The organism is Paenibacillus sp. WG02 (assembly GCF_055396115.1).
Genome location: NZ_AP036016.1, coordinates 7,075,931 through 7,096,533, shown reverse-complemented (window position 1 = coordinate 7,096,533; position 20,603 = coordinate 7,075,931). Strand labels below are relative to the sequence as shown.

Annotated in this window: 9 protein-coding genes; all 9 read left to right on the top strand. The window is 47.9% G+C overall.

Going from position 1 to position 20,603, the window contains the following annotated elements; translation table 11 throughout:
• Positions 1-117: 117 nt before the first annotated feature.
• The 9 genes from gcvH (at position 118) to ACBP55_RS32000 (ending at position 20,445) form a co-directional block, all read left to right on the top strand.
• A complete protein-coding gene (gene gcvH / locus ACBP55_RS32040; RefSeq protein ID WP_464647480.1) occupies positions 118-507 on the top strand; it encodes a glycine cleavage system protein GcvH in 390 nt (129 codons plus the stop codon).
• Positions 508-521: 14 nt separating this feature from the next.
• Positions 522-1,115 carry a sulfite oxidase-like oxidoreductase gene (locus ACBP55_RS32035; RefSeq protein ID WP_261302446.1) on the top strand — a complete coding sequence of 198 codons (594 nt, stop codon included), beginning with the start codon at positions 522-524 and terminating at the stop codon, positions 1,113-1,115.
• A gap of 434 nt (positions 1,116-1,549) precedes the next feature.
• Positions 1,550-4,636 (top strand): ATP-binding protein, encoded by a 3,087-nt coding sequence (locus ACBP55_RS32030; RefSeq protein ID WP_464647478.1) that lies wholly within the window; start codon positions 1,550-1,552, stop codon positions 4,634-4,636.
• 27 nt (positions 4,637-4,663) lie between these two features.
• Positions 4,664-5,794: a response regulator gene (locus ACBP55_RS32025; protein ID WP_464647476.1), complete on the top strand. Its 1,131-nt coding sequence runs from the start codon at positions 4,664-4,666 to the stop codon at positions 5,792-5,794.
• A gap of 212 nt (positions 5,795-6,006) precedes the next feature.
• Positions 6,007-11,796, top strand: a complete 5,790-nt coding sequence (locus tag ACBP55_RS32020; protein WP_464647474.1) for an Ig-like domain repeat protein — start codon at positions 6,007-6,009, stop codon at positions 11,794-11,796.
• A gap of 74 nt (positions 11,797-11,870) precedes the next feature.
• Positions 11,871-13,367 carry a hypothetical protein gene (locus ACBP55_RS32015; protein WP_464647472.1) on the top strand — a complete coding sequence of 499 codons (1,497 nt, stop codon included), beginning with the start codon at positions 11,871-11,873 and terminating at the stop codon, positions 13,365-13,367.
• The gene (locus ACBP55_RS32010) at positions 13,312-18,990 is read left to right on the top strand and encodes an S-layer homology domain-containing protein (RefSeq protein ID WP_464647470.1); all 5,679 of its coding nucleotides are present in this window, start codon (positions 13,312-13,314) and stop codon (positions 18,988-18,990) included. Before ACBP55_RS32015 ends, ACBP55_RS32010 begins: the two co-directional genes overlap by 56 nt.
• 631 nt (positions 18,991-19,621) lie before the next feature.
• Complete coding sequence (locus ACBP55_RS32005; RefSeq protein WP_464647468.1) at positions 19,622-19,984, top strand: response regulator; 363 nt, start codon at positions 19,622-19,624, stop codon at positions 19,982-19,984.
• Between the two features lie 107 nt (positions 19,985-20,091).
• Complete coding sequence (locus ACBP55_RS32000) at positions 20,092-20,445, top strand: YmaF family protein (protein ID WP_464647467.1); 354 nt, start codon at positions 20,092-20,094, stop codon at positions 20,443-20,445.
• Positions 20,446-20,603 lie beyond the last annotated feature (158 nt).

Genomic DNA, 20,603 nt, shown 5'->3' with positions numbered 1-20,603 from the left:
GAGACTTGCCGCCTTAGTCCGGCCGTGTTGGCAAAATTTACTGCGACCACCTTGACTTTGATGTTCCCATTAGATTAAGCTAAAAGCAAAATTTGCTGGTAAGCGAGGCGTTTAACGATGAGTGAAGTACAAGCCAATTTATTTTACACCAAAGAGCATGAGTGGGTAGAGAAGCTGTCGGATACAGTAGTTCGCGTAGGCATTACTGATTTTGCCCAAGATCAATTGGGGGATATTGTGTTTGTGGAGCTTCCTAAAGTCGGAACATCCGTTACCGCGAATGAAAGCATTGGCAGTGTGGAATCCGTTAAAACGGTTTCGGATATTTTCTCGCCTGTTTCGGGCAAAATAACTGCAGTAAATAGTTCCTTGGAAGGTTCACCTGAGTTGGTGAACAGTGCACCATTCAGTGAAGGTTGGATGGTTGAAGTCGAAGTTACAGGTGCTGAAGCTTTGGAAGGCTTACTTACACCAGCTGAATATGCATCTTACATCGGTAACGACTAGTAGGAGGTTATCTCATGTTATTTGGCCAAAAGCCACAGGAACAGAATGACCGTGTTCCCCCTGGCCAAACGCTGACACAAGGCTGGCCTGTGCTTCATTACGGATCCGTGCCATACTATAATGATATGAGCAAATGGAATCTGCGTCTCTTTGGCTTGGTTGAGGAAGAGTTCCAGATTTCGTACAAAGACTTCATGGCTCTTCCGCGCAAAGAGTTCGCAAACGACATTCACTGCGTAACTACATGGTCCAAGCTGGACAATGTATGGGAAGGCATTGCTGTTTCTGAGCTCATGAGCAAAGTGAAGCTGAAGCCAGAAGCCACGCATGTTATGCTGCATGCGGAGCATGGCTGGACGACGAATCTTCCGCTCGAGGACTTCCTCCGGGAGACGTCTTTTCTGGGCATCAGACACAATGGTGAGCTGCTGACACCTGACCATGGGGCTCCGGTTCGCATGGTCGTGCCGCATCTTTACTTCTGGAAAAGCGCGAAGTGGCTGCGCGGCATCGAGTTTATGCCGAAGGATAAGCCGGGCTTTTGGGAGCGGAATGGATACCATATGTATGGCGATCCGTTTAAAGAGCAGCGGTATGATTTCGATTAGATACTTAATGGCTATGGGGCTGTCTTAAAAGTCAATTGACTTTGAGACAGCTTTTTTATTTTTTTGAGGTTAGGGGAAGAAGGCAAAGCGTACCCTATTTAGCGAACGTGGAAAATTATGGATTTTACTGAGCTGAGTGGTTACAAGTGTTGTAAATTCTACAACAATCCACACGCTCAAAGGCTATTTTGTAACTTAAAGTTGCAGTTCGTACAACATTTTGAACCCATGTAACGATGGATTCCAATCCCTACACTTCATCTTGCTCGGATGTTTAGCAATGCCGTGAATTGAGTAAATGATCAGATTATCGCCTCGTCCCTAGAGGTAGGAGACTGGTCAAAAGTTGAGGGCTTGTGAGTTTTTTGTGAGTATGAAATGATAGGATCAAATACATCACCTTGCATGCATGAATAGAGAAAGAGGACACTATCGTGAATAATTTTCGCCAGTTTATTGGCATTGGCATCGTATTATCTCTCTCGATCCTATTATTTATAGCTATTTATTCGCATACAGTACCGAATAGGGATTCACAGCTTGCCAAGCAGGGAGTGATGGACTTAACGGGTTGGGACTTTCATAAGCAAGGGCTGGTTGCTCTCGACGGCGAGTGGGAGTTTTATGAGGGGAAGCTGCTCGAACCTTCTGATTTTAGCGCGGCCGCGCGGAGCGATGTTTCTTATTTATTTGTCCCGGGCACATGGGAAGGTAAAAAGAAAGATGGCGGCATGAGTAGAAAAGGCTTTGGAACTTATCGGCTTAAAGTGTTGGTAGAAAACTACGATGATATCTATGGATTAAAAGTAAGAAGCGTTCGTATGTCTCACAGCTTGTATATCAATGGCAAGTTAGAGGGCGGGAGCGGAAAGCCGGCCATTGTCAAAGAAGCGAACATTTCCGGCAATACGCCGTACAGTACTTTTTTTCATGCGAAAGGCAAAGAAATAGAGATCATTATCCAAGTGGCCAATTATGAATTTGTCAACGGCGGTATTATTAACTCCATCCAGTTCGGAATGCATGGAGATATTACGAAGCTGAATAGTTTATTGATCGGCAGCGATCTGGCTTACGCGCTCATTTTTGTCATGTTTGGCGCCTATCATCTCAGTCTCTATGTTTTGCGTAACAGAGAAAAGACGTACTTGTACAGCGGGATGTATTTGTTTTCCCTTGCGCTCATTCAATTGCTGTTTGGCGAGAAATTGCTTCAAAGGCTCATGCCGGAAATACCTTTTTATGTTGTCTATAAATCGCTGGATCTAAGCGAATTTCTTAGTTCTGTGCTAAGTATTCTATTCTTCAGTTCCATGGACGGCAGACTGATCTCGCATCGAATGAAGATTGCTTTAATTTCTCCAAATGTCGTTTACATAGCGGCGATTCTCGTGCTTCCCTATTCGCTTTATAATGAAGTGAGAGGTTTGTTCTTTCTTTATATGGCACTGGTTCCTATTTATTTGCTTGGCAGAATGATTTATTTATTCGGAACTAGCCCGAAGGGAACATCGGAACGAAAAGAGCTTTTGCTTTTCATCGGCGTCATCATTTCATTGTTGATTTTTTTAGTCGACGGGACTCTTTATGCGGAAAATATGATATCGACGGATTTACGAGGAAAAGCTGCCGTGATCGGTTTCATATCTTTAATGAATCTTTTACTAGCTGCCCGTTTAACGACTGCCTATGCAAAGACGGAAACACTGACGCATCAATTGACGATTTCCAATCAACTGAAGGACGAGTTCTTAATGCACACGTCGCATGAAGTCAAGACACCGCTGCACGGCATTATGAACATCACCTCGTACCTGCTGGATGATGATGAGCGGAATTTATCCGCCAAGCAAAAACAAAATCTATGGCTGATCAAGGACACCTCGGTGAAGCTATCGATGCTGATGCGCGATTTAATTGATGTTACGAGGCTTAAGCAAGGTGAGCTGCGTATGCATATGACGGTCGTCGATATGAGATCGGTGACTCAAATTGTATTTGACGTCTTGCATTTCGAGCTGGCGGGCAAAGAGGTCATGCTGGAGAATCAGGTTCCTCCGAACGTATGGGTTCATGCAGATGAGAGCCGCTTGCGGCAATTGTTGTACAACCTGATCCATAATGCGATTAAGCATACCGAAAAAGGGACTATTACCGTCGCGTCTGTCGTAGTCGGAGACATGATCCGCATATCCGTGACCGATACGGGCATCGGTATTGTTGCGGAACGGCGATCGAACATTTTTGAATATTTTGAGCAGCTCGATCAGGTTCTGCCGGATGACGGCTACACGGGAATGGGAGTGGGCTTGTATATTAGCCGTAAATTGATCGAACGAATGGAAGGGCAAATTTGGGTTGACTGGTCCGAGGTGAATGTCGGCACGCGTATGGTGTTTACGTTGAAGCACGTGGCGAAATATACTGCTGCAGATGAGGCTGCCGCCATGATCGAAACCACGGTGCCGAGAATGACGGAAAGTAAATCTTCATTGGATCTTCTGGAACAGCATGCACATACGATTCTTATCGTGGACGACGAGGCTTCCAACATCCATACGCTGCTGAATATTTTGAAAAGACACAGGTATAACGTGATTACAGCCTTTTCGGCCAAAGAAGCTTTGGTCAAAATCAAAACATATGCACAGATTGACCTGGTCATTCTGGACGTCATGATGCCTGATATATCGGGAATCGAGCTTTGCCGCATGCTGCGGTTTCATTATTCGATACTCGACTTGCCGATATTGTTTGCAACGGTCAAGGATACTTCACAGGATATCGCAATCGGCTTCAGGGCTGGAGCGAACGATTATTTGACCAAACCGTTTGAGGCGGAGCCGCTTATTGCCCGCATTCAGACGCTGATCGCGATGAAGACGTCCATCCAAGAAGCGATTCGCAATGAGCTGGCGTTTCACCAAGCGCAGATCAAGCCCCATTTTCTGTATAATGCGCTTAGCAGCGTAATTTCATTTTGTTATACGGATGGGGAGAAAGCAGCCTATTTGCTGTCTCAATTAAGCCAGTATTTGCGTTATATTCTCGATATGGACCGCAACGATTTGTTTGTCAGTGTGAGCCGGGAGCTGGAGCTGATCGAGGCTTATGTCGAGATCGAGAAAGCCCGTTTTGGCGATCGGTTTGATTTTATATGTTACATCGACGAGAGTCTGAAGCATATGCCGATTCCTTCTTTAAGCATCCAGCCTTTTGTGGAGAACTCGATTCGTCACGGATTATTTGAGAAGGAAGGGTTCGGCACTGTTACGTTGACAATCCAGGAAGGAGACCGTCATCTGCAAATTATCGTTCAAGACGACGGGGTCGGAATGGATGACGATCTGCTCTATGGTCTTGTCAGCGGCAAACAGGGTGTAGGCGGCATTGGCATCTCGAATATTCGCAGAAGATTGGATTCGATACCCGGGGCTACGTGGAATGTTGATTCAGAATTGGGGCGGGGCACCAAGGTGACGATGTATTTACCTCTGGCCGGGAGCAGTGATGAGGCATAATCATAGACAAGAAAGGAGGAGGGGCAATTGTTTAGGGTTGTGATTGTAGAAGATGAGAAGCCGATTCTTGAATTGATGAAAGTCATTATTGGGCGAAATCCGCATTGCACGATTGTGGGCACTTTCAGTAATCCGCTGGAGGCTGTATCCAGTTTGCCCGAACTCCGGCCGGATATTGCGTTCCTGGATGTGGAAATGCCCAGAATGAACGGGCTTGAGCTGGCAGTGAAATTAAACGAGCGGCAGGGCCATACGAAAATTGTATTTACGACAGCTTACAAAGAGTACGCCTTGGAAGCTTTCCAAGTCTATGCCTTTGATTATATTTTAAAGCCAGTAACACCGGCGTCTATTGAGCGGATAACGAATCGCCTCCTGAAATTGGTGAGTCCGGCCGAGCAGACGGAGCAGATGGAGTTGCAAATTCGCCATGCCTCGATTCGCTGCTTTGGCGGATTCGAAGTCAAGAACCCGGACGGCGTGCTGGTTCGCTGGCCGACGCGGAAGACGGAGGAATTGTTCGCATTTTTCCTATGCCATCCGGGACAGAATGTTAGCAAGTGGCATCTGGCCGATATTTTATGGCCGGATATGTTGGAGGACAGGGCTTCGCACAATCTTCACAATACGATTTACCGGCTGAAGAAGCTGATGAAAGAACAAGAAATCGGCATGGACATTGTCAAAACCAATGAAGGCTACATGCTGGACACGCAGGATGTGCGGTACGACCTACTGGAATTTCAGAGCTGCGAGGCGGTGCAAGCGGACGGTAAGCAGGATGTGGCGCAAGCGGAAAGATTGTTTGCGATGTATCGCGGTACTCTTTTGGAACGGAAGGATTTCTTATGGAAGTCCCAATTAGAGGAAGGTTATGCTAAACAATATACGGCTCTGGTTCGTGGTTTGGTGGGCCGTGATGTAGCCGCACAAGAATGGGGCAAAGCGGAACAAAAGCTGGACATGTATCTGTCCATCGTTCCTTTGAATGAGGAAATGAATCAATTGTTAATGGATGTGTATGCAAGCAGCGGCAGGAGAGAACGAATCGTTAAGCATTATGCAAGCTTTGAAGAGCTGTACCGGAGAGAGCTTGGGATTGAGCCGCCGAAGGAAATGAGTGCCAAAGCGGCGGCTTATGTGGAAACAGGCAACTAAAGTGAATTTAACAAGGCAGGGAGAAGATCTCCTTGTCTTTTTTTGTCTTTTTTTGGTCTTGTAATTGATCGTTTGTGAGAATCTTGTGAGAAGCGTCTGGTAACATGCAAGAATAGTGAGTATTTTGTCATATTTTGGGTGGTGTAATGGGTAAATAGAACTATTTTTTTGTAATTGATTAACACTAATCCATTTGCAAGGAGGAAAACACGTTGAGACAGAAACGGATGAGAAGAAAGAAAGACAGGTTGAAGAAGAAATATTCTTACATAGTTGCGATGCTGGCCGTGATGGGCATTCATGCGGCTGTGGCGAACAAGGCTGAGGCCAAAGCGCCTTGGGCGGATGATAATTTTCTTCAATATGTGAATTACAGCAGCTCGGATTCAAAGGTAACGACGAAAAGAGATTACACATATGATGAAAAAAATCTGCAAACGAATCTGCAGTATAAACCCAAATTCCCCAACAATCTGGCGCTATGGCCCGGCTCCGGCGACGATGGATGGGCACTCGGAGGCGTCGTATCCGCTTCGGATTTGCCATATCCCTTGTCGGATATTGCCAAGCTGAAGCACTTGAAATATAGAGTAACGATGAATACAAGAATTGATGATAACGATCATATGATTCTGATGACAAATGGAACCGTACTCGAACGGGATAAAGATAGCGGCGATGCTGGTATGGCCAAAGTTTATACCATGACGTCGCAGGAAACGGATTTTATTCCGGATAGGAATGTCATTCAATTTGTATTAGATGACGTGAATACCCCGCTAAGCAGAATTGAGAGCATTCACATGTCCGTTTTTGATACGGAAGGGCCTCGATTACAAAATATTACCGTACCGAACGCCGGAAACGGTAAGTTCCATTTGGGCCAGTCGCTTGATATTGTTCTTCATTTCGAGGAGCCTGTGAATATTGACGCTTCCTTCGAATTGCCGATGAATACACGCAAGAAGGCCAAATATGTTTCAGGCGGCGGGACAAAAGACATTACCTTCCGTTATTCGGTCGAAGCCGACGATATGACACGCAGCGACATTGGCAAGCAGCCTTATAATCAAGGCAAATACTTGGGCATTGGAACTAGAACGCCAAGTGAGTGGGATGCAAACCAAGGAGGGGACGATAAAATTGGAGGCTTGCTGCCGCCAAACGTAAAGGACCTATCGGACAATCCGATGGAGAGCAGTACATCCGGGAATCCCTACAATTGGAAAAGTAATTACGACGTGAATTATAACCAATCCCCAGGCGGCGCCAGCTACTTCAACCAGCTGGACAGTCTCAAACTGCAGGTCGACGGTATTGTGCCGATCATCAATAAAGTGGATGTCGCCACATCGACCGGAACCAAATATTTGAAAGCCGGCGATAAGCTTACAATTAAGCTGCAGTTGGACGATGTAGTCACCGGGACTAATGGCTACATTCAGTTCAACAACGGTAAGAAGGCCTTGTATAAATCCGGCAGCGGCACGAAAGAGGTTATTTACGAATACGTGGTACAGCCGGGCGATGAAGGAAATGAATTAGCCTATACCAATTTCATCGGCAATTTGGGAATAACGGATGACTTCGGCAATACGCCTATGGTGCAGAATGGCTACAATCCTCCGCTCGCTCTAGCGTCGGGTGAAGCGATCTGCGTCGATGCTGTGCTACCTACAGTTGAGTTTATCCCGGACACTGACGGTACTTATGAGCGACAACATTCGGTCAAGTTGAATGTCGTTGAAAAAGGCTCTGGTCTGAAAGGCGATGTGCTTCAGTATGCTTGGGTGCAATCTCCTGATCAAAGCAGCGTTACTTGGGTGACCTATGGCATAATGGATGGCAAAATGCCTGCCGTTTCCAAAGACAAAGTCAACGGAGACTGGTATGTGACCGTCCTGATGCAGGACCTGGCCGGCAATATCAATCGGATCACGAGTCCGGCGATCAAGTTTGATAACATTTTGCCGAATTTGTCGATTGCGCCTAACGGTATGGATAAGTATCTCGGTGCGCTAACGCCGACAGTGGATGTAACCGATGAGCACGCAGGTGTGGATGATGCGCGATTGGAGTATCAATGGGTGTATCGAGACGATGAGGTCAGCGAAGCCAATTGGCTGCCGTTCCATAACCATCAGCCGGTACAGAGTCCGAAAGTTCCGGAGCACGGCAGATACACCTTATATGTACGTGTGTTTGACAAGGCAGGGAATGAATCCGACCTGGTGTCCTTGCCGTTTTACTTGGATACGTTGCCTCCCGAAATCACATTGACACCGGACGGCAATTTAACGCAGCAAAAATCGCAATCCGCTCAAATTTTTGTTCTTGACGCCAACAGCAAGCTGCAGCCTATTCAATACGCCTGGAGCGGCGATGCCGATCCGAAAGGCGTCGTTTGGAAAAACTTAGGTGACAAGCTCTCGGTATCAACCGATGGAGAGAACCAGCCGATGGAAGGCGTATGGTACCTGCATGTTCGCGCTGCCGACGAATGGGGCAACGAGAGCGAGAAAAGCAAAGCGTTTTACGTTGACAATACGCCGCCACGCGTGAGTTTCGATTATGCTCCATCAGCGACGGACTCGGTCAAAACGGCGAAAGCTAATGTAAGAGCATTGGACGGCAATTCCATTTCCGCGCTGTACTATCAGTGGGTGAACTCGGATACGAAGCCAAGTACCGCAGATGCGGGTTGGAGAAGCTTTGCGAATGGAGACGCGTTGACGAAAAGCGACGGCGATGGAAACTGGTATCTTCATGTTAAAGCGGTGGATGTGTTCGGCAACGAGAGCATCGCTACGTCCCGCGCGTTTAAGCTGAGCAATGCAGCCCCGAAGGCGGAGGATTTCCAAATCGACATGCCGGAGTATACGAATTTGGGATCTGTGCAGTTTCGCATTCGTACGGCTACCAACGAACCTTACAAGGTACATATTGATGATCAAAATCATAAGGAGGTCCTTACCGGCACCATCAAGGACGGAAGCGCAGAGTTTGTGCTTGAAGTTCCTAACGCGGAGGACACGTATCACTACTATTTCACCTTCGAAAACGAAGTGAATAATAACGTTCAGGTTGTCAAGTCCATCGTTGTCGATAAGACATTATCGGTGGCGGAAGCGGTGTACAGCACCAAAGAGACAACCCGCTTGCCTGTGACAGTTCATTTGGAAAATTTGAGCGATAATATGACGCCAGCCGATAAACTTTTGCTGCCAAACGGAAAAAGTCACGAATTTAAAGAAAACGGAAGCTTTACGTTTAAGGTAATCGATCAAGCGGGCAATGAGCGGCTCATTCCTGTCCAAGTAACGTATATCGATACAGTCATTCCGAATATTCGAATCGAGGGCATTCAAGGCAGTACGCCAAGCCAATCTGTCAGCGCAGCGGTTTATGCCAGCGACAACATGACGGATAAGGCGGATCTAAGTATTTCTTATCAATGGTCCTTGTCGAAGACTGCTCCGGAAGCGTCGGACGGCAATTGGACAGCAACAACGAATGAAACGGTCGTTTCTTCATCAGACCTTGCGAACGGCGAATGGTACTTGCATGTCAAAGCGGTCGATCGTGTGGGCAATATCGCCATTCAAACCAGCGATAAACTTATCGTGAAACGCAAAGCGCCAACCGCATCCATCACGTATTCAATGGCAGATCAAACGGCTAATACGGTTACTGCACATATTTCGTTTGACGAGCCGGGCGTTCGGGTATTGAATACGCCATATGGCTTGCCGTATCACGACTTTAATCAGAACGGTTCCTTTATTTTTACCTTTGTAGATGAAGCGGGGAATAATGGCAGCGCGGAAGCCAAGGTGGATCAAATCAATGCGTCGCTGCCGAAGGTAGATATTGCATTCTCCACGAAGGACATAACGAAAGACGATGTGACCGTCACCATTGGGCTGGCGGACAGCCGATTTACCCTATCGGGATTCTCGTTTGAAGACGGAATGGGAGAGAAGTTGATAGACTCTAAAACGAATGGCGCATCCGTAACCGAATCGGTTTACAATGTGGCGCATAACGGACTTATCAGCTTTGTCATTCGCGATACAACGGGCGTGCTGCCTGACCAGCCTGTAAAAGTGCCTGTATGGAACATCGACAAAACCGCTCCCGTGGCGACACTTCGTTACGGAAGCTCCGGCAGCTGGACGAGGAACGATGTTACCGTCAGCCTACTGACGGAAGATGAGTCGCCGGTCACTATAACTAATAATGGCGGCAGCAATACTGTCATGTTGAAAGAAAACGGCACTTTTACGTTCGAGTTCGTCGATGCTGCGGGCAATAGTGCTTCCATGACGGCGGAAGTGAAAAATATTGATAAAGAGCCGCCGACGGCTACGGTTACTTATAGCACAACTGAGCCGACAAACAAACCTGTAACGGCCACCATTCAGACGCATGACAATAGCGGAGCCCCTGTGAAAATTGTTAACAATGGCGGCGAGGCTAGTTATACGTTTACAGAAAATGGTGCATTCACGTTTATTCTGCGGGATCAAGCTGGCAATGAAAGCCTTGTTCCGGTTGAAGTAAGAAACATTGATATGGTCAAACCTACGGGCAGCGTCGCATACAGCACGAAAACATTGACAAATGGGGACGTTGTCGGCGAACTGACGGCTGCGGACGACAGCGGCTTGCCCGTAACGGTCACCAGCGTTGGCGGCTCCAAGCATACTTTTAAAGAAAACGGCGTGTTTACCTTTACTTTCACGGATAAAGCGGGCAATGAAGGAACTGTCGTCGCCGGCGTGAATTGGATCGACAAGACTCCGCCTCGCGGCGTGATCACCACGTCAGAAACCCGTCCGACACAGAACGATGTTACAATAACGTTGAATTTGCAGGATGACGGCGTCATTTTGAATAACAACGGCAAAAACACAATCGTTGCGCAGGAGAATGGCGATTATACGTTCAAAGTGGCCGACGAGCTCGGTAATGCAGCGGATATCACGTATAACGTAAGCAATATCGACCGCAAAGCACCAGTCGGACAGATCATTTACAGCACGAACGGGCCGACGAACAAAGACGTGATCGCCACAGTGACGGCGGGCGAGGAATTCAGGGTGACGAACGACAATGGAAGCAAGCAGCACGTGTTTACCGACAACGGCGAGTATGTATTCCAGCTCGAAGACGAAGCCGGCAATACGTCTGCCGTGAAGGCGACGGTCAACTGGATCGACCGCACGACACCGAAGGCAACGATCAAATACAGCAATACCCAGCTGACGAATCAGAACGTAACCGCCTCTGTCTATAGCGAAGACGGCAAGAAGCTGATCGCCATTAACAATGACGAGAAGACCAGCCTCGTGTTCAAGCAGAACGGATCCTTTACGTTCATCGTTTCGGACGAAGCCGGCAACCGGACGCGGGTGAGCGCGAAGGTGCAAAACATCGACAAAACGGCGCCTGTCATTAAATTTGGCAATCCGTACATGGTGTTTTTACCGGGTGAGACAGTGAACCTGAATGATTTTGAAGCTTATGACGACCGTGACGGTGCGATCAGCCAAACAGATGTGAGTATGAATCCTCCGTTAATAGACGCCTCTAAAGGCGGCGATTATGAAGTCACGTACAGTGCCAAAGATACGGCAGGCAACATCGCAGAAATCAAGCGTCCTGTGAAGGTAATGTCGCCTAAAGACTTCCTGGTTCTGGTCAATGGCCAGTTCGAACCTAGCGGCCAGTATATGGTCGAAGGCAGCGAGGTGAAGTTCAAAGTTGTGAACTTCGTCGAGCATTATAAGGCCGCTTATAAAACAGGCGACGGCATGCTCAAGAGCGGAGACTTCAAGATCAGCTCGGAAGCGTTGAACGGCGAAAGCGGCAGCGAGCAGTCTGCGAAAGAAATTGTCTATCAAGCGAAAAAGCCTGGCTGGCATACGTTCATGTTCCAGGATTTAAACCGGAGAACGGCCGTGATCAACATTTACTTCCTTGGCAGCGGAAGCCAGTGAGAAAAACTTCTATCGAAGTATTTCGAGGTGCCGATACTTGTAAATTCTTATGTGGAAAAGAAAGGAGTCTGGCTGTGTACAGATGGATTAGCAGTTTTTTAGTCTTGTTGATGCTGTTTATGTATCCTTTTGCCGAGCTCGCTCGCGCAGCAGTGGCGGTCGATCCGCCGCTTGAGCTGGATAACGGCATTGTGAAGCTGGTGGTTGACAACAAAGGCCACTATACAATCAAAACCGTTGAAGGGAATCCACTTCGGAAAACCGACAACGATAAATGGTTATTGTTCCAGTCCAAAAGTCCGGATACGTCGTTCACGACGTTCCGGATTAACGAGGAAGATTACATTTTTGGGGAAGGCTACGGGTTTAGCCTCGCCAGGAAGGCCGCTCTGCAAGGACGGCCTGAGGTTCAAGGCAAGGCGATTGTGACGACATGGGATGTCGACGGCGTGGAGATCAAACAAAAGCTGGAGCTCATTACCGAAAAAGGCAATCCGGACTTCGGTAACGTGTTTATCCAGTACGTCGTCACCAATAAGACGGCAGCATCTGTGCAAGTGGGAAGCCGGATTTTGCTGGATGTCATGACCGGCGATAACGACGGCGCAGGCATTAAGATTGGCAACCAGTATATCGACACGGAAAAACAATTCACCGGCAGCGACGTGCCGAAAATTTGGCGTGCGAGCGACAATGAGTTCGCGCCTTCGGTTATTTCCTACGGACTAACGAACGGCTGGGGCAATACGGCGCCGGATGTGATGACGATCGGCCATTGGCAAGGATTGTCCAAGTCGGCGTGGGATTACAAAGTGAAACCGGAGCTCAATTTTACGATTGAATCCGAATACGGCAAAAAAGATACGGCAGTTGCTTTCTATTGGAATCCGAAGGCGCTGGCGAGCGGTGAAAAGACGAATTTCGAAACGTATTACGGAATCGGGGAAGTGCCGGATAAAGCATACACCTATAATGTGCAGCTGTCCTCCATCTCCAAATTGAACGTCAATGACACTTATAACGGCTACAAGGAAGAAGAATTTGAAATTACGGCATATGTCGAAAATAATCTTCCTAACTCTGCCGAAGTATACAATGTTACGGCGTCCATCAGCTTTGAAAAAGGGCTCCAGCTTGTTAAAGGCGAGGAGACAACGAAAGTCAAGCGCCTTCTCAAAGTCGGCGAGCAGCAGGCGTTCACATGGCGGGTCAAGGCGCTGCCTCAAGATATTTACAAGATGGAGAAGTATCGCGTCGACGTGTACGACAGCAGGCAGATCGGGCCGGACGGCAAAGTCAGCTTGTCGGACATATACAGTTCGAGTCGGTTCGTCCTGCTGCCAAGCGTAGACGGCGGGCCGCCGAAAACGCATTATAACACGGTAAGCCCGGACAAGCTGTACTACAGCGGCAAACGTTCGTTCACCATCAAAGGAACCGGCTTCGAAATGTTCAAGGATACGAACAAATGGAAGCTGCTGCTGCAAAACACAGGCACGAAGCAGGAGTCTGAAGGTGCCGTCCAACCAGATTTCGGTGCCGGACGATACGACCATTTTGGCTACGATTGAAGATGAACTGCCGGTCGGCGAATATAAAATTATTGTCGAGAAGAACGACGGTACGCGGTCGGAATTGCCGTTCAAGCTGATGTTCTCCAAAGATAAGAAGTATTTGTCCAGAAATTACGGGGTCATTGCCGTTCTGAAGGATTATGCAATGAAGAATGGCTCGTCGTATAATATCTACCGCGTCCTTCCGTTGAAGGATGAGGCGCAGCTTGAGAAATTAAAAACGAGCATCAAAGGCGACGCGCAAAGAAGCGTGCTGCTGACCGTGAAGGGCGACATTCGCGAGGTGCGCACAGCCGATGGCAAGCTGTCGAAGTACTTGGTTTACTCCGCGAATAAGAAAGCGATTATCAACGATGTGATGACGTACAGCTCGCCTGTGCCGATGATCATTTCGGACAACAAGATGCAGGTGCGGAACCTCGATCAGAATTATAATTTCGGATTCGATTACAAGCTTAATCCGGATATCAAGCCTGGTTTCGAGTGGGATTTTGACGTCATTGGCAGCCCGCTTCCGCAAGGCACTCAAGTTAAACCGGAAGTTGGTATAGACCTAGGACTGCCGGAGTTTGGCTTTGATTCGATTTTAACACCAGTGAAAACAGGCTATGATATCGATTTGCCTAAAAACTCCGGGCAATCCGGCATTAATAAGGATCAGCTTAATCAACTGAAGAACACGTATGTATACATTCAGGGGCAAGGTCTGCTCGGGGTTAACGCCAAGAACGGCTTTGACTTCTGGTACGACAATTTCAACATTGCGCTCCAGGATGGAAAGAACTATACGCTCGAAGGAGATCGCGACAAAAAAGACGAGAACATCGTCGTACAGATGGAAGGCGTCGGCAAATTCCTCAACGTCATGCTGTCCGGCCTGCCGATCGACATTAACGATCTCATCATCGCGAATAAAGAAGACAAGGATGTGCTCTCATTCGGCGCTAAAGTGTCATTGCCGTTCCTCGGCAGCGGTAAGAAAAACGCCGAAGGGGAAGAATCGAAGGGCACGCTGTCCATCGACGCCAAACATATTCTGTTCTCCCGAAAAGGTTATGAAGGCCTAATCGCGGAAGGCGAGCTTTCGTTAGCCAATTACGGCATAGTCAAAGGCCTTGAAGTCAAGGCTGGCGTCGACACGTTCACAGGCCACTATACGGTCGATGGCGAAGCTGAAATCGGAGTCGTTAAGGCGGTAGTGAGCTTTGAAGTTGTTCGTGAGAAACAGAACGATACGTATTATTTGAACAAGCTCGTTCTGTCAGGCGAAGGCGAACCGGGTATTCCGGTCGTGCCGGGCAGCGTCTTTATCACCAAGTTGGGCGGCGGCGTAGAAAACCTAGCCGAGCTTACCAACCCATACTATGGCGGAGCTGAAATTTTCACCGTTGTCGTGATGAGTAACATTAACGCAGTGAAGGTATTTAAGGGCGAATTCGTGGGCAAGTTTACCCGGAGAAATATGCGCATCGACGGTAACCTGGACATCGCAAAGCTGCCGATTTTCAAGACGGCTTATCTCGAAGCTTCTTGGGACACGGGAACGGATGAAAGCTTCTACGTGACCGGCGGCGGTACGATCGATATTGCCAGCATCATTAAGGGCGGCGGCAGCGTGTATATTTCCGACAAGAAGTTTGATGGCAGAGCCGAGATCAAGCTAGTTGTTCCGGATGCGGTTCCTTTCATCGGCGGGGAAACGCTGGCGAGGGCAGCGGCAGGCATTAACAATGAAGAGATATGGGCGGCTATGCAGCTGAATCTGCTTCTCTTCTCGCTCGAGCTCTCCGCGGATTATTATTGGAGCGGCAGGCTCGATGTCGGCGTAGGTATCGCGTCATCAGATCCTAGATACTTGCCTCGCATCGAGAGAACCAACGGCATTTATACAGAATCGGTCAAGAACGGCGATCAAACCGGCACGATGCTGTACGGTACGAATATGCGGCTCGTCGGCAGTTCCGAGAAAACGTCGCTTCTTGCATCAAACGGCGGACTATTCCGTTCGAAAGAGGCTCCGATCTATGGTACGGGCTCGGCTCTGGCCGTTTCGGACGACAGCAAGGTGCATAAATTTACAACGGACGGAACAAGCAACTATTTGATCGAATTGGCTTATGACGGCGCTGAGCCGAATGTATCGGTTACAAAGCCTGACAACAAGCCATATAAGCTGGAAAAGATCGATGTAGAGAGCAATACAAAAGGCAACTATTTTATCCGCAAAGCCAAACAAGAAGATGGCACTGTGAAAGAATACATGGTCATCGCGATCGAAAAAGGCCAAGCCGGCGAGTATACGCTGACATCATCCGATAAAGCTGTCACCTCCAAGGTGGCGCAAGTGCTGCCGGTGCCGAAGCTGACAGATGCAAAAGCGGAACTGGTTTCGGGTAACAAGCTGAAGCTGGATTGGACCGGCGAAAATTACAAGGCTGTAGCTGGAAAGGCTGAAGAGTCTTCTCAGATGGTGGTCTCGCTTACGACCGACAAACAAAGCGTTGGCCGAGTCATTGCCACGCTTGACCCGACGAGCGGGACACAGACGATCGAAATTCCGGATGATGTTCAAACCGGTGACTACTATGTGCATTTCGGACTGTCTACACCGAAGATGTCTTACAGCGAGTGGAATTCCGATAAGCTTCACATTGTGAATGCGAAAGCGCCGACTGGCGTAGCAAAGGTGCAAGGCGTGAAGAACGGCAACGGCAAGCTGCGCGCCATCTTCCCGGCCAGCGCTGATGCTGCGACAACAGGCTATAACATCGATGTATACGATGCCGACGGCAACGCAGTCGAGAAGTTCGGCACGGCCTATGTCGATGCGAAAACGACGACAAAGGATGCCGATGGGAATTATAACGTCATTATCGGCGGCACTTACAAATCGATTGCTTCCAAGCCTGGGGAAGAACCTGAAATATTAGGGCTTGAAACCGGCAAAACGTATAAAATCGGCGTTACGCCGATCCGTCAAGAGGCAGCCGCCAAGGATAGCAAACTGACGAAATCTTACTACGGACCTACGACGATCAGCTCCGCGGTCGAGCTTCCGAAGCCGAACCCGCCGCAAGTTGCCGTCGAGGTTACGGGCAAAACAACCGCAGCTGCGATGGTCAGTGATACGGAAGTTGCCAAAAATGCTCTAGCCGGCGAAGCGCTAGAAATACCTGCATTGAAAGAGCGCGATGTAAAGCTCAAAATTAACGCAGGTGAAGATGTGATCGCAGATATTTATGTGGACACCGTCAAAACAGGCAAACCGGTGGCAGGCAGCACAATTGAACAAATGTTGTATCAATTTAGGGATGGCGTCCACATCGTAGATATCGTCGCTAAAAACAAAGACGGCGACATCACCGTGAAACGCATCAAATTTACAGTCGATACCAAAGCGCCAACGTTATTGATCGACAGCCCGGCTGCCGATTCCATTGTGCGGGGCGGCAATGCGGTTGTGAAGGGAAGAACGGAGGCAGGAGCCAAGGTCGCAGTTGACGGACACGAAGTGACAGCAGACGAGCAAGGGAACTTCCAGGCTTCGGTGCCGATGCCGAACCAATTCAGAAAGCAAATCCAGCTTTCCGCAACCGATGCAGTCGGCAATACGACTGCGACTCAGCTGCAAGTCATCAACGGCTCCATCCAGCCGCTCAAAAAAGTGCGACTTTCTCCGAATGTAGAAAAGATGAAAGCTGGAGATTCCGTGCAGCTTCAATTGATCGGTATTCAAAATGATGCAGATGGAACGGAAATGGTTATCGATCCTGAATACGTGAAATGGGAATTCATGGAGGGGCAATCCATTGCCAGTGTAGATGCCGGCGGCAAACTGACAGTCAACCAGGACGGGGACGTCGTCCTCCTTGCTTCTTATCAAGTAACGGATACTTATTCGTTCCAGGATGCGGTCGTTGTCAAAGTCGGACAAGAATCCGACATTAAACCGATCCAGTCTGTGAAATTGTCGCCGAACGTTTCGAAGATGTTCATCGATGATACACCATTAAAGCTCGATCTCAATGGTTACAGAACTGACGGCACTGTAGTTACGCTCGATGAGAGCAAGGTGACTTGGGAGCTTGTCAGCGGCAGCGAATTCGCAGAAATCGACCGTTCCGGTAACTTGAAGGCACTGGCGAAGGGCGGCATTACCGTTCGGGCTTCGTACAGGTTGGTCGACGGCAGCTTTGCGCAGGATGAGATGAAAATCCGGATCGATCGCGATCCGAGTACCCTTCGCCTCACTGCGGTGAAGCTGTCTCCGAAAGTGAAGAGCATGCAAGCCAGTGAATCGCTGAAGCTGAAGCTGACTGGTGTGGATGACGAAGGCGCGGACATGGCGCTGAAGCCAGACAAAGTCACTTGGGAGCTGACTAAAGGTGGCAACATCGCCTCGATCGATGCATCCGGTAAACTATCAACCGTGCAGGACGGGGAGCTTAGCGTTCGAGCCTCGTACACCTTGGATAACGGGACCGTCCTTCATGACGATATGACGATCACCGTGACCAAGAAGGATAACCCTCCCGATGGCGGCTCGGTACCTCCTGTCGATGAAAATAAAGACAAAGATCTTGGCAAACTGCTTGAGCAGATGCTTGAACGATTCAAGTCACAGGGCATCCAAGGTGCAGTGGTATACGATCTGTTCCCGGATCAAGCCCTGCAAGGCAAGCGGACTGGCGAAATTACAGTTTCCGTCGATAAAGGCACGGTCAGCCAAGAAGACAAACTCGTTGTCGGCAAAGTGAGCAATTCGTCCGCTTACATTACTGAGGATGATAAACGCGATAAGCAGCCTGTAACCGGCATTTACGAGCTTGGTATCGTCCGGAACGGTAAAAATGTGGAGCAGCCTATCGAAGTGAAATTCCACTACGAAGCAGGCAGCAACCGCGATGCTGATAAACTGGCTGTTTACCGTTATAATGAGTACATGAAAAAATGGGAAATCGTGCAAGGCACGGTTGACGCTTCCAACGGTGAAGTCACCGTAGATGTGAACCGATTGGGCAAGTACGCGTTGTTCAACGTAAGCAATCAAGTTCGTTTTGACGATATTCCAAAAAATAGATGGTCTGCAGCAGGCATATATGCCTTGCAATCGCTTGGTGTGATTGACGGCATATCCAGCGGCAACGGAATCATCTACGAGCCGGATCGCAGCATCTCTCGTGCGGAGTTCATTAAACTGCTTACCGTTGCGAAGAAATTGAACGTACAGAACGGCAATTTGTCCAACGAGTTTAAAGATTGGAACCAAATTCCGGATTGGGCTAAACCGTATATGTATACGTCCATCACTCAAAATATTATGGGCGGACGCAAAACGGATGCCGGCCATGTGCTGGACAGCCTGGCGCCGATCACGCGCGCCGAAGCGGTTACGCTTCTTGGAAGAACGCTAAGCGGCGATGGCAATGGAGCAGCTTCTGCGAAGCGATTCGCGGATGACGCAGACATTCCTGACTATGCGCGAGGCTATGCTGACCAAGTTCGTCAAGCCGGACTTTTGAATGGCTATGAAGACGGAACGTTCAGACCGGGCAATTCATTGACCCGCGAAGAAACGGCAGCGTTGATTTACAGATTGATCCAGCATTTAGATCGTTAAGAAAATGTTAATTGAGAGGGGACAGATCCAATGTGATCTGTCCCCTTTTTCAACATAATAGCCAGAAAGTATAATTTTCGAGGTAGAGCTTAAGGGTATCCCCTTTCTAAGGTGGCCATTCAAAAAGTTCTGCAATTGTGCAAAGTCGGCTGTCGATTCATTGTGGACAAACGCTAACAAACTCAGAAAACGTTATGAAGCCCAAAAGCGGGCTTTTGATAGTCTAACGAATCGAGAAAACGCTATTGCAGGAAAGACAGCCTCAAATCACGCTTTTTCGCTAACGTAACGAGGCTGCGATTCGTTAGCCATTCGAGTATGCGCATTATGAGGACAATTGCGTGTGCACGGTTCGTTAGCTCTGCGACAGCTTCCAAAATCGGTCTGCAGAGAAAAGAAGATGATCATGGAGAAAGCGGATATGGGCGGTTGGAGCCCTATATCCAATTCCCTCCCCAAGCTCAATCATATGGATTGGCACACAAAGGACCTGAGGCAGAGCCTCAGGTTTTTCTTATGTAAACATGTTAGCAATTCGTGCATTTCCGACAGAAAATGGGTTTATGTGAGAATTTTGAGAGAAGTGTTAGGTAGAATAGAGGAAAAGTTTGTCAGTGAGGGGTGGATTGTAGTGAAGAAAAGAATATTAGTTGTAGATGATGCCGCTTTTATGAGGGCTATGTTAAAAGATATACTCGTTAACTTGAATTATGAGGTTGTGGCGGAAGGCAGAAATGGTCATGAAGCCGTACATTTGTACAAGAGATATAAACCTGATTTAGTGACTCTGGACATCACAATGCCCGAAATGGATGGCATTGACGCACTTAAAGAAATTATACGATTCGATCGCCAGGCAAAGGTGATTATGTGTTCGGCTATGGGGCAACAAAAATTGGTTGTCGATTCGATTCAGGCGGGGGCAAAAGATTTTCTCGTCAAGCCTTTTAATAAGGATAGAATTGCTACTGCAATTGAAAGTGTAAACCTTTAAAATTAGAAAGTTGAAAAGCCCGTAAATAAATTTTTGCCTTGCACTCATATCTGTCTCCCTTAATAGGATGTTGTGAAGTCACATGATCTTTAGGAGGCATGAAAAGGATGCAGAAGAAAAAGATAACAAAGAAAAGAACAGCATTAGTCGTACAGAGGCACGTACATGAATTTGAAGGTAGTACGAAACTGGCTGAACAAGGCGCTGATCGACATAATCATCGTTTTGCGGGTGTTACAGGACAAGCGATTCGGGTAGGAACAAGCCATGTTCACGAAATTGATCTCACGAAAACGGATTTCTTAAATCATTTTCATAATCTGAAAAAGATTAGAACGGGACTGGCTATTTCAGTTGGAAATGGCAAACACGTACATTTTGTTACAGGCCAAACCACATTAAATGATGGTCATATGCACCAATTTAATTTCGCAACATTGATTGACGCACCTCTTGTCTAAGAAAAAATTGCTTAAGAGAGAAGATGTGATTTTGATTCATATTTTAAAAGGTTAGAGGCAGGTTGCTATTGCAACTTGTCTCTTCGTCCATTCAGAGGGATCTGGTCCATTAGTTTTGTAGGACGAAGTTTTATGTTATATTATCCCAATATACATAA

Excerpts from the sequence above, each read along its gene's own strand:
- gcvH (WP_464647480.1), top strand. The coding sequence starts at position 118 with ATGAGTGAAGTACAAGCCAATTTATTTTACACCAAAGAGCATGAGTGG.
- ACBP55_RS32035 (WP_261302446.1), top strand. The coding sequence starts at position 522 with ATGTTATTTGGCCAAAAGCCACAGGAACAGAATGACCGTGTTCCCCCT.
- ACBP55_RS32000 (WP_464647467.1), top strand. The coding sequence starts at position 20,092 with ATGCAGAAGAAAAAGATAACAAAGAAAAGAACAGCATTAGTCGTACAG.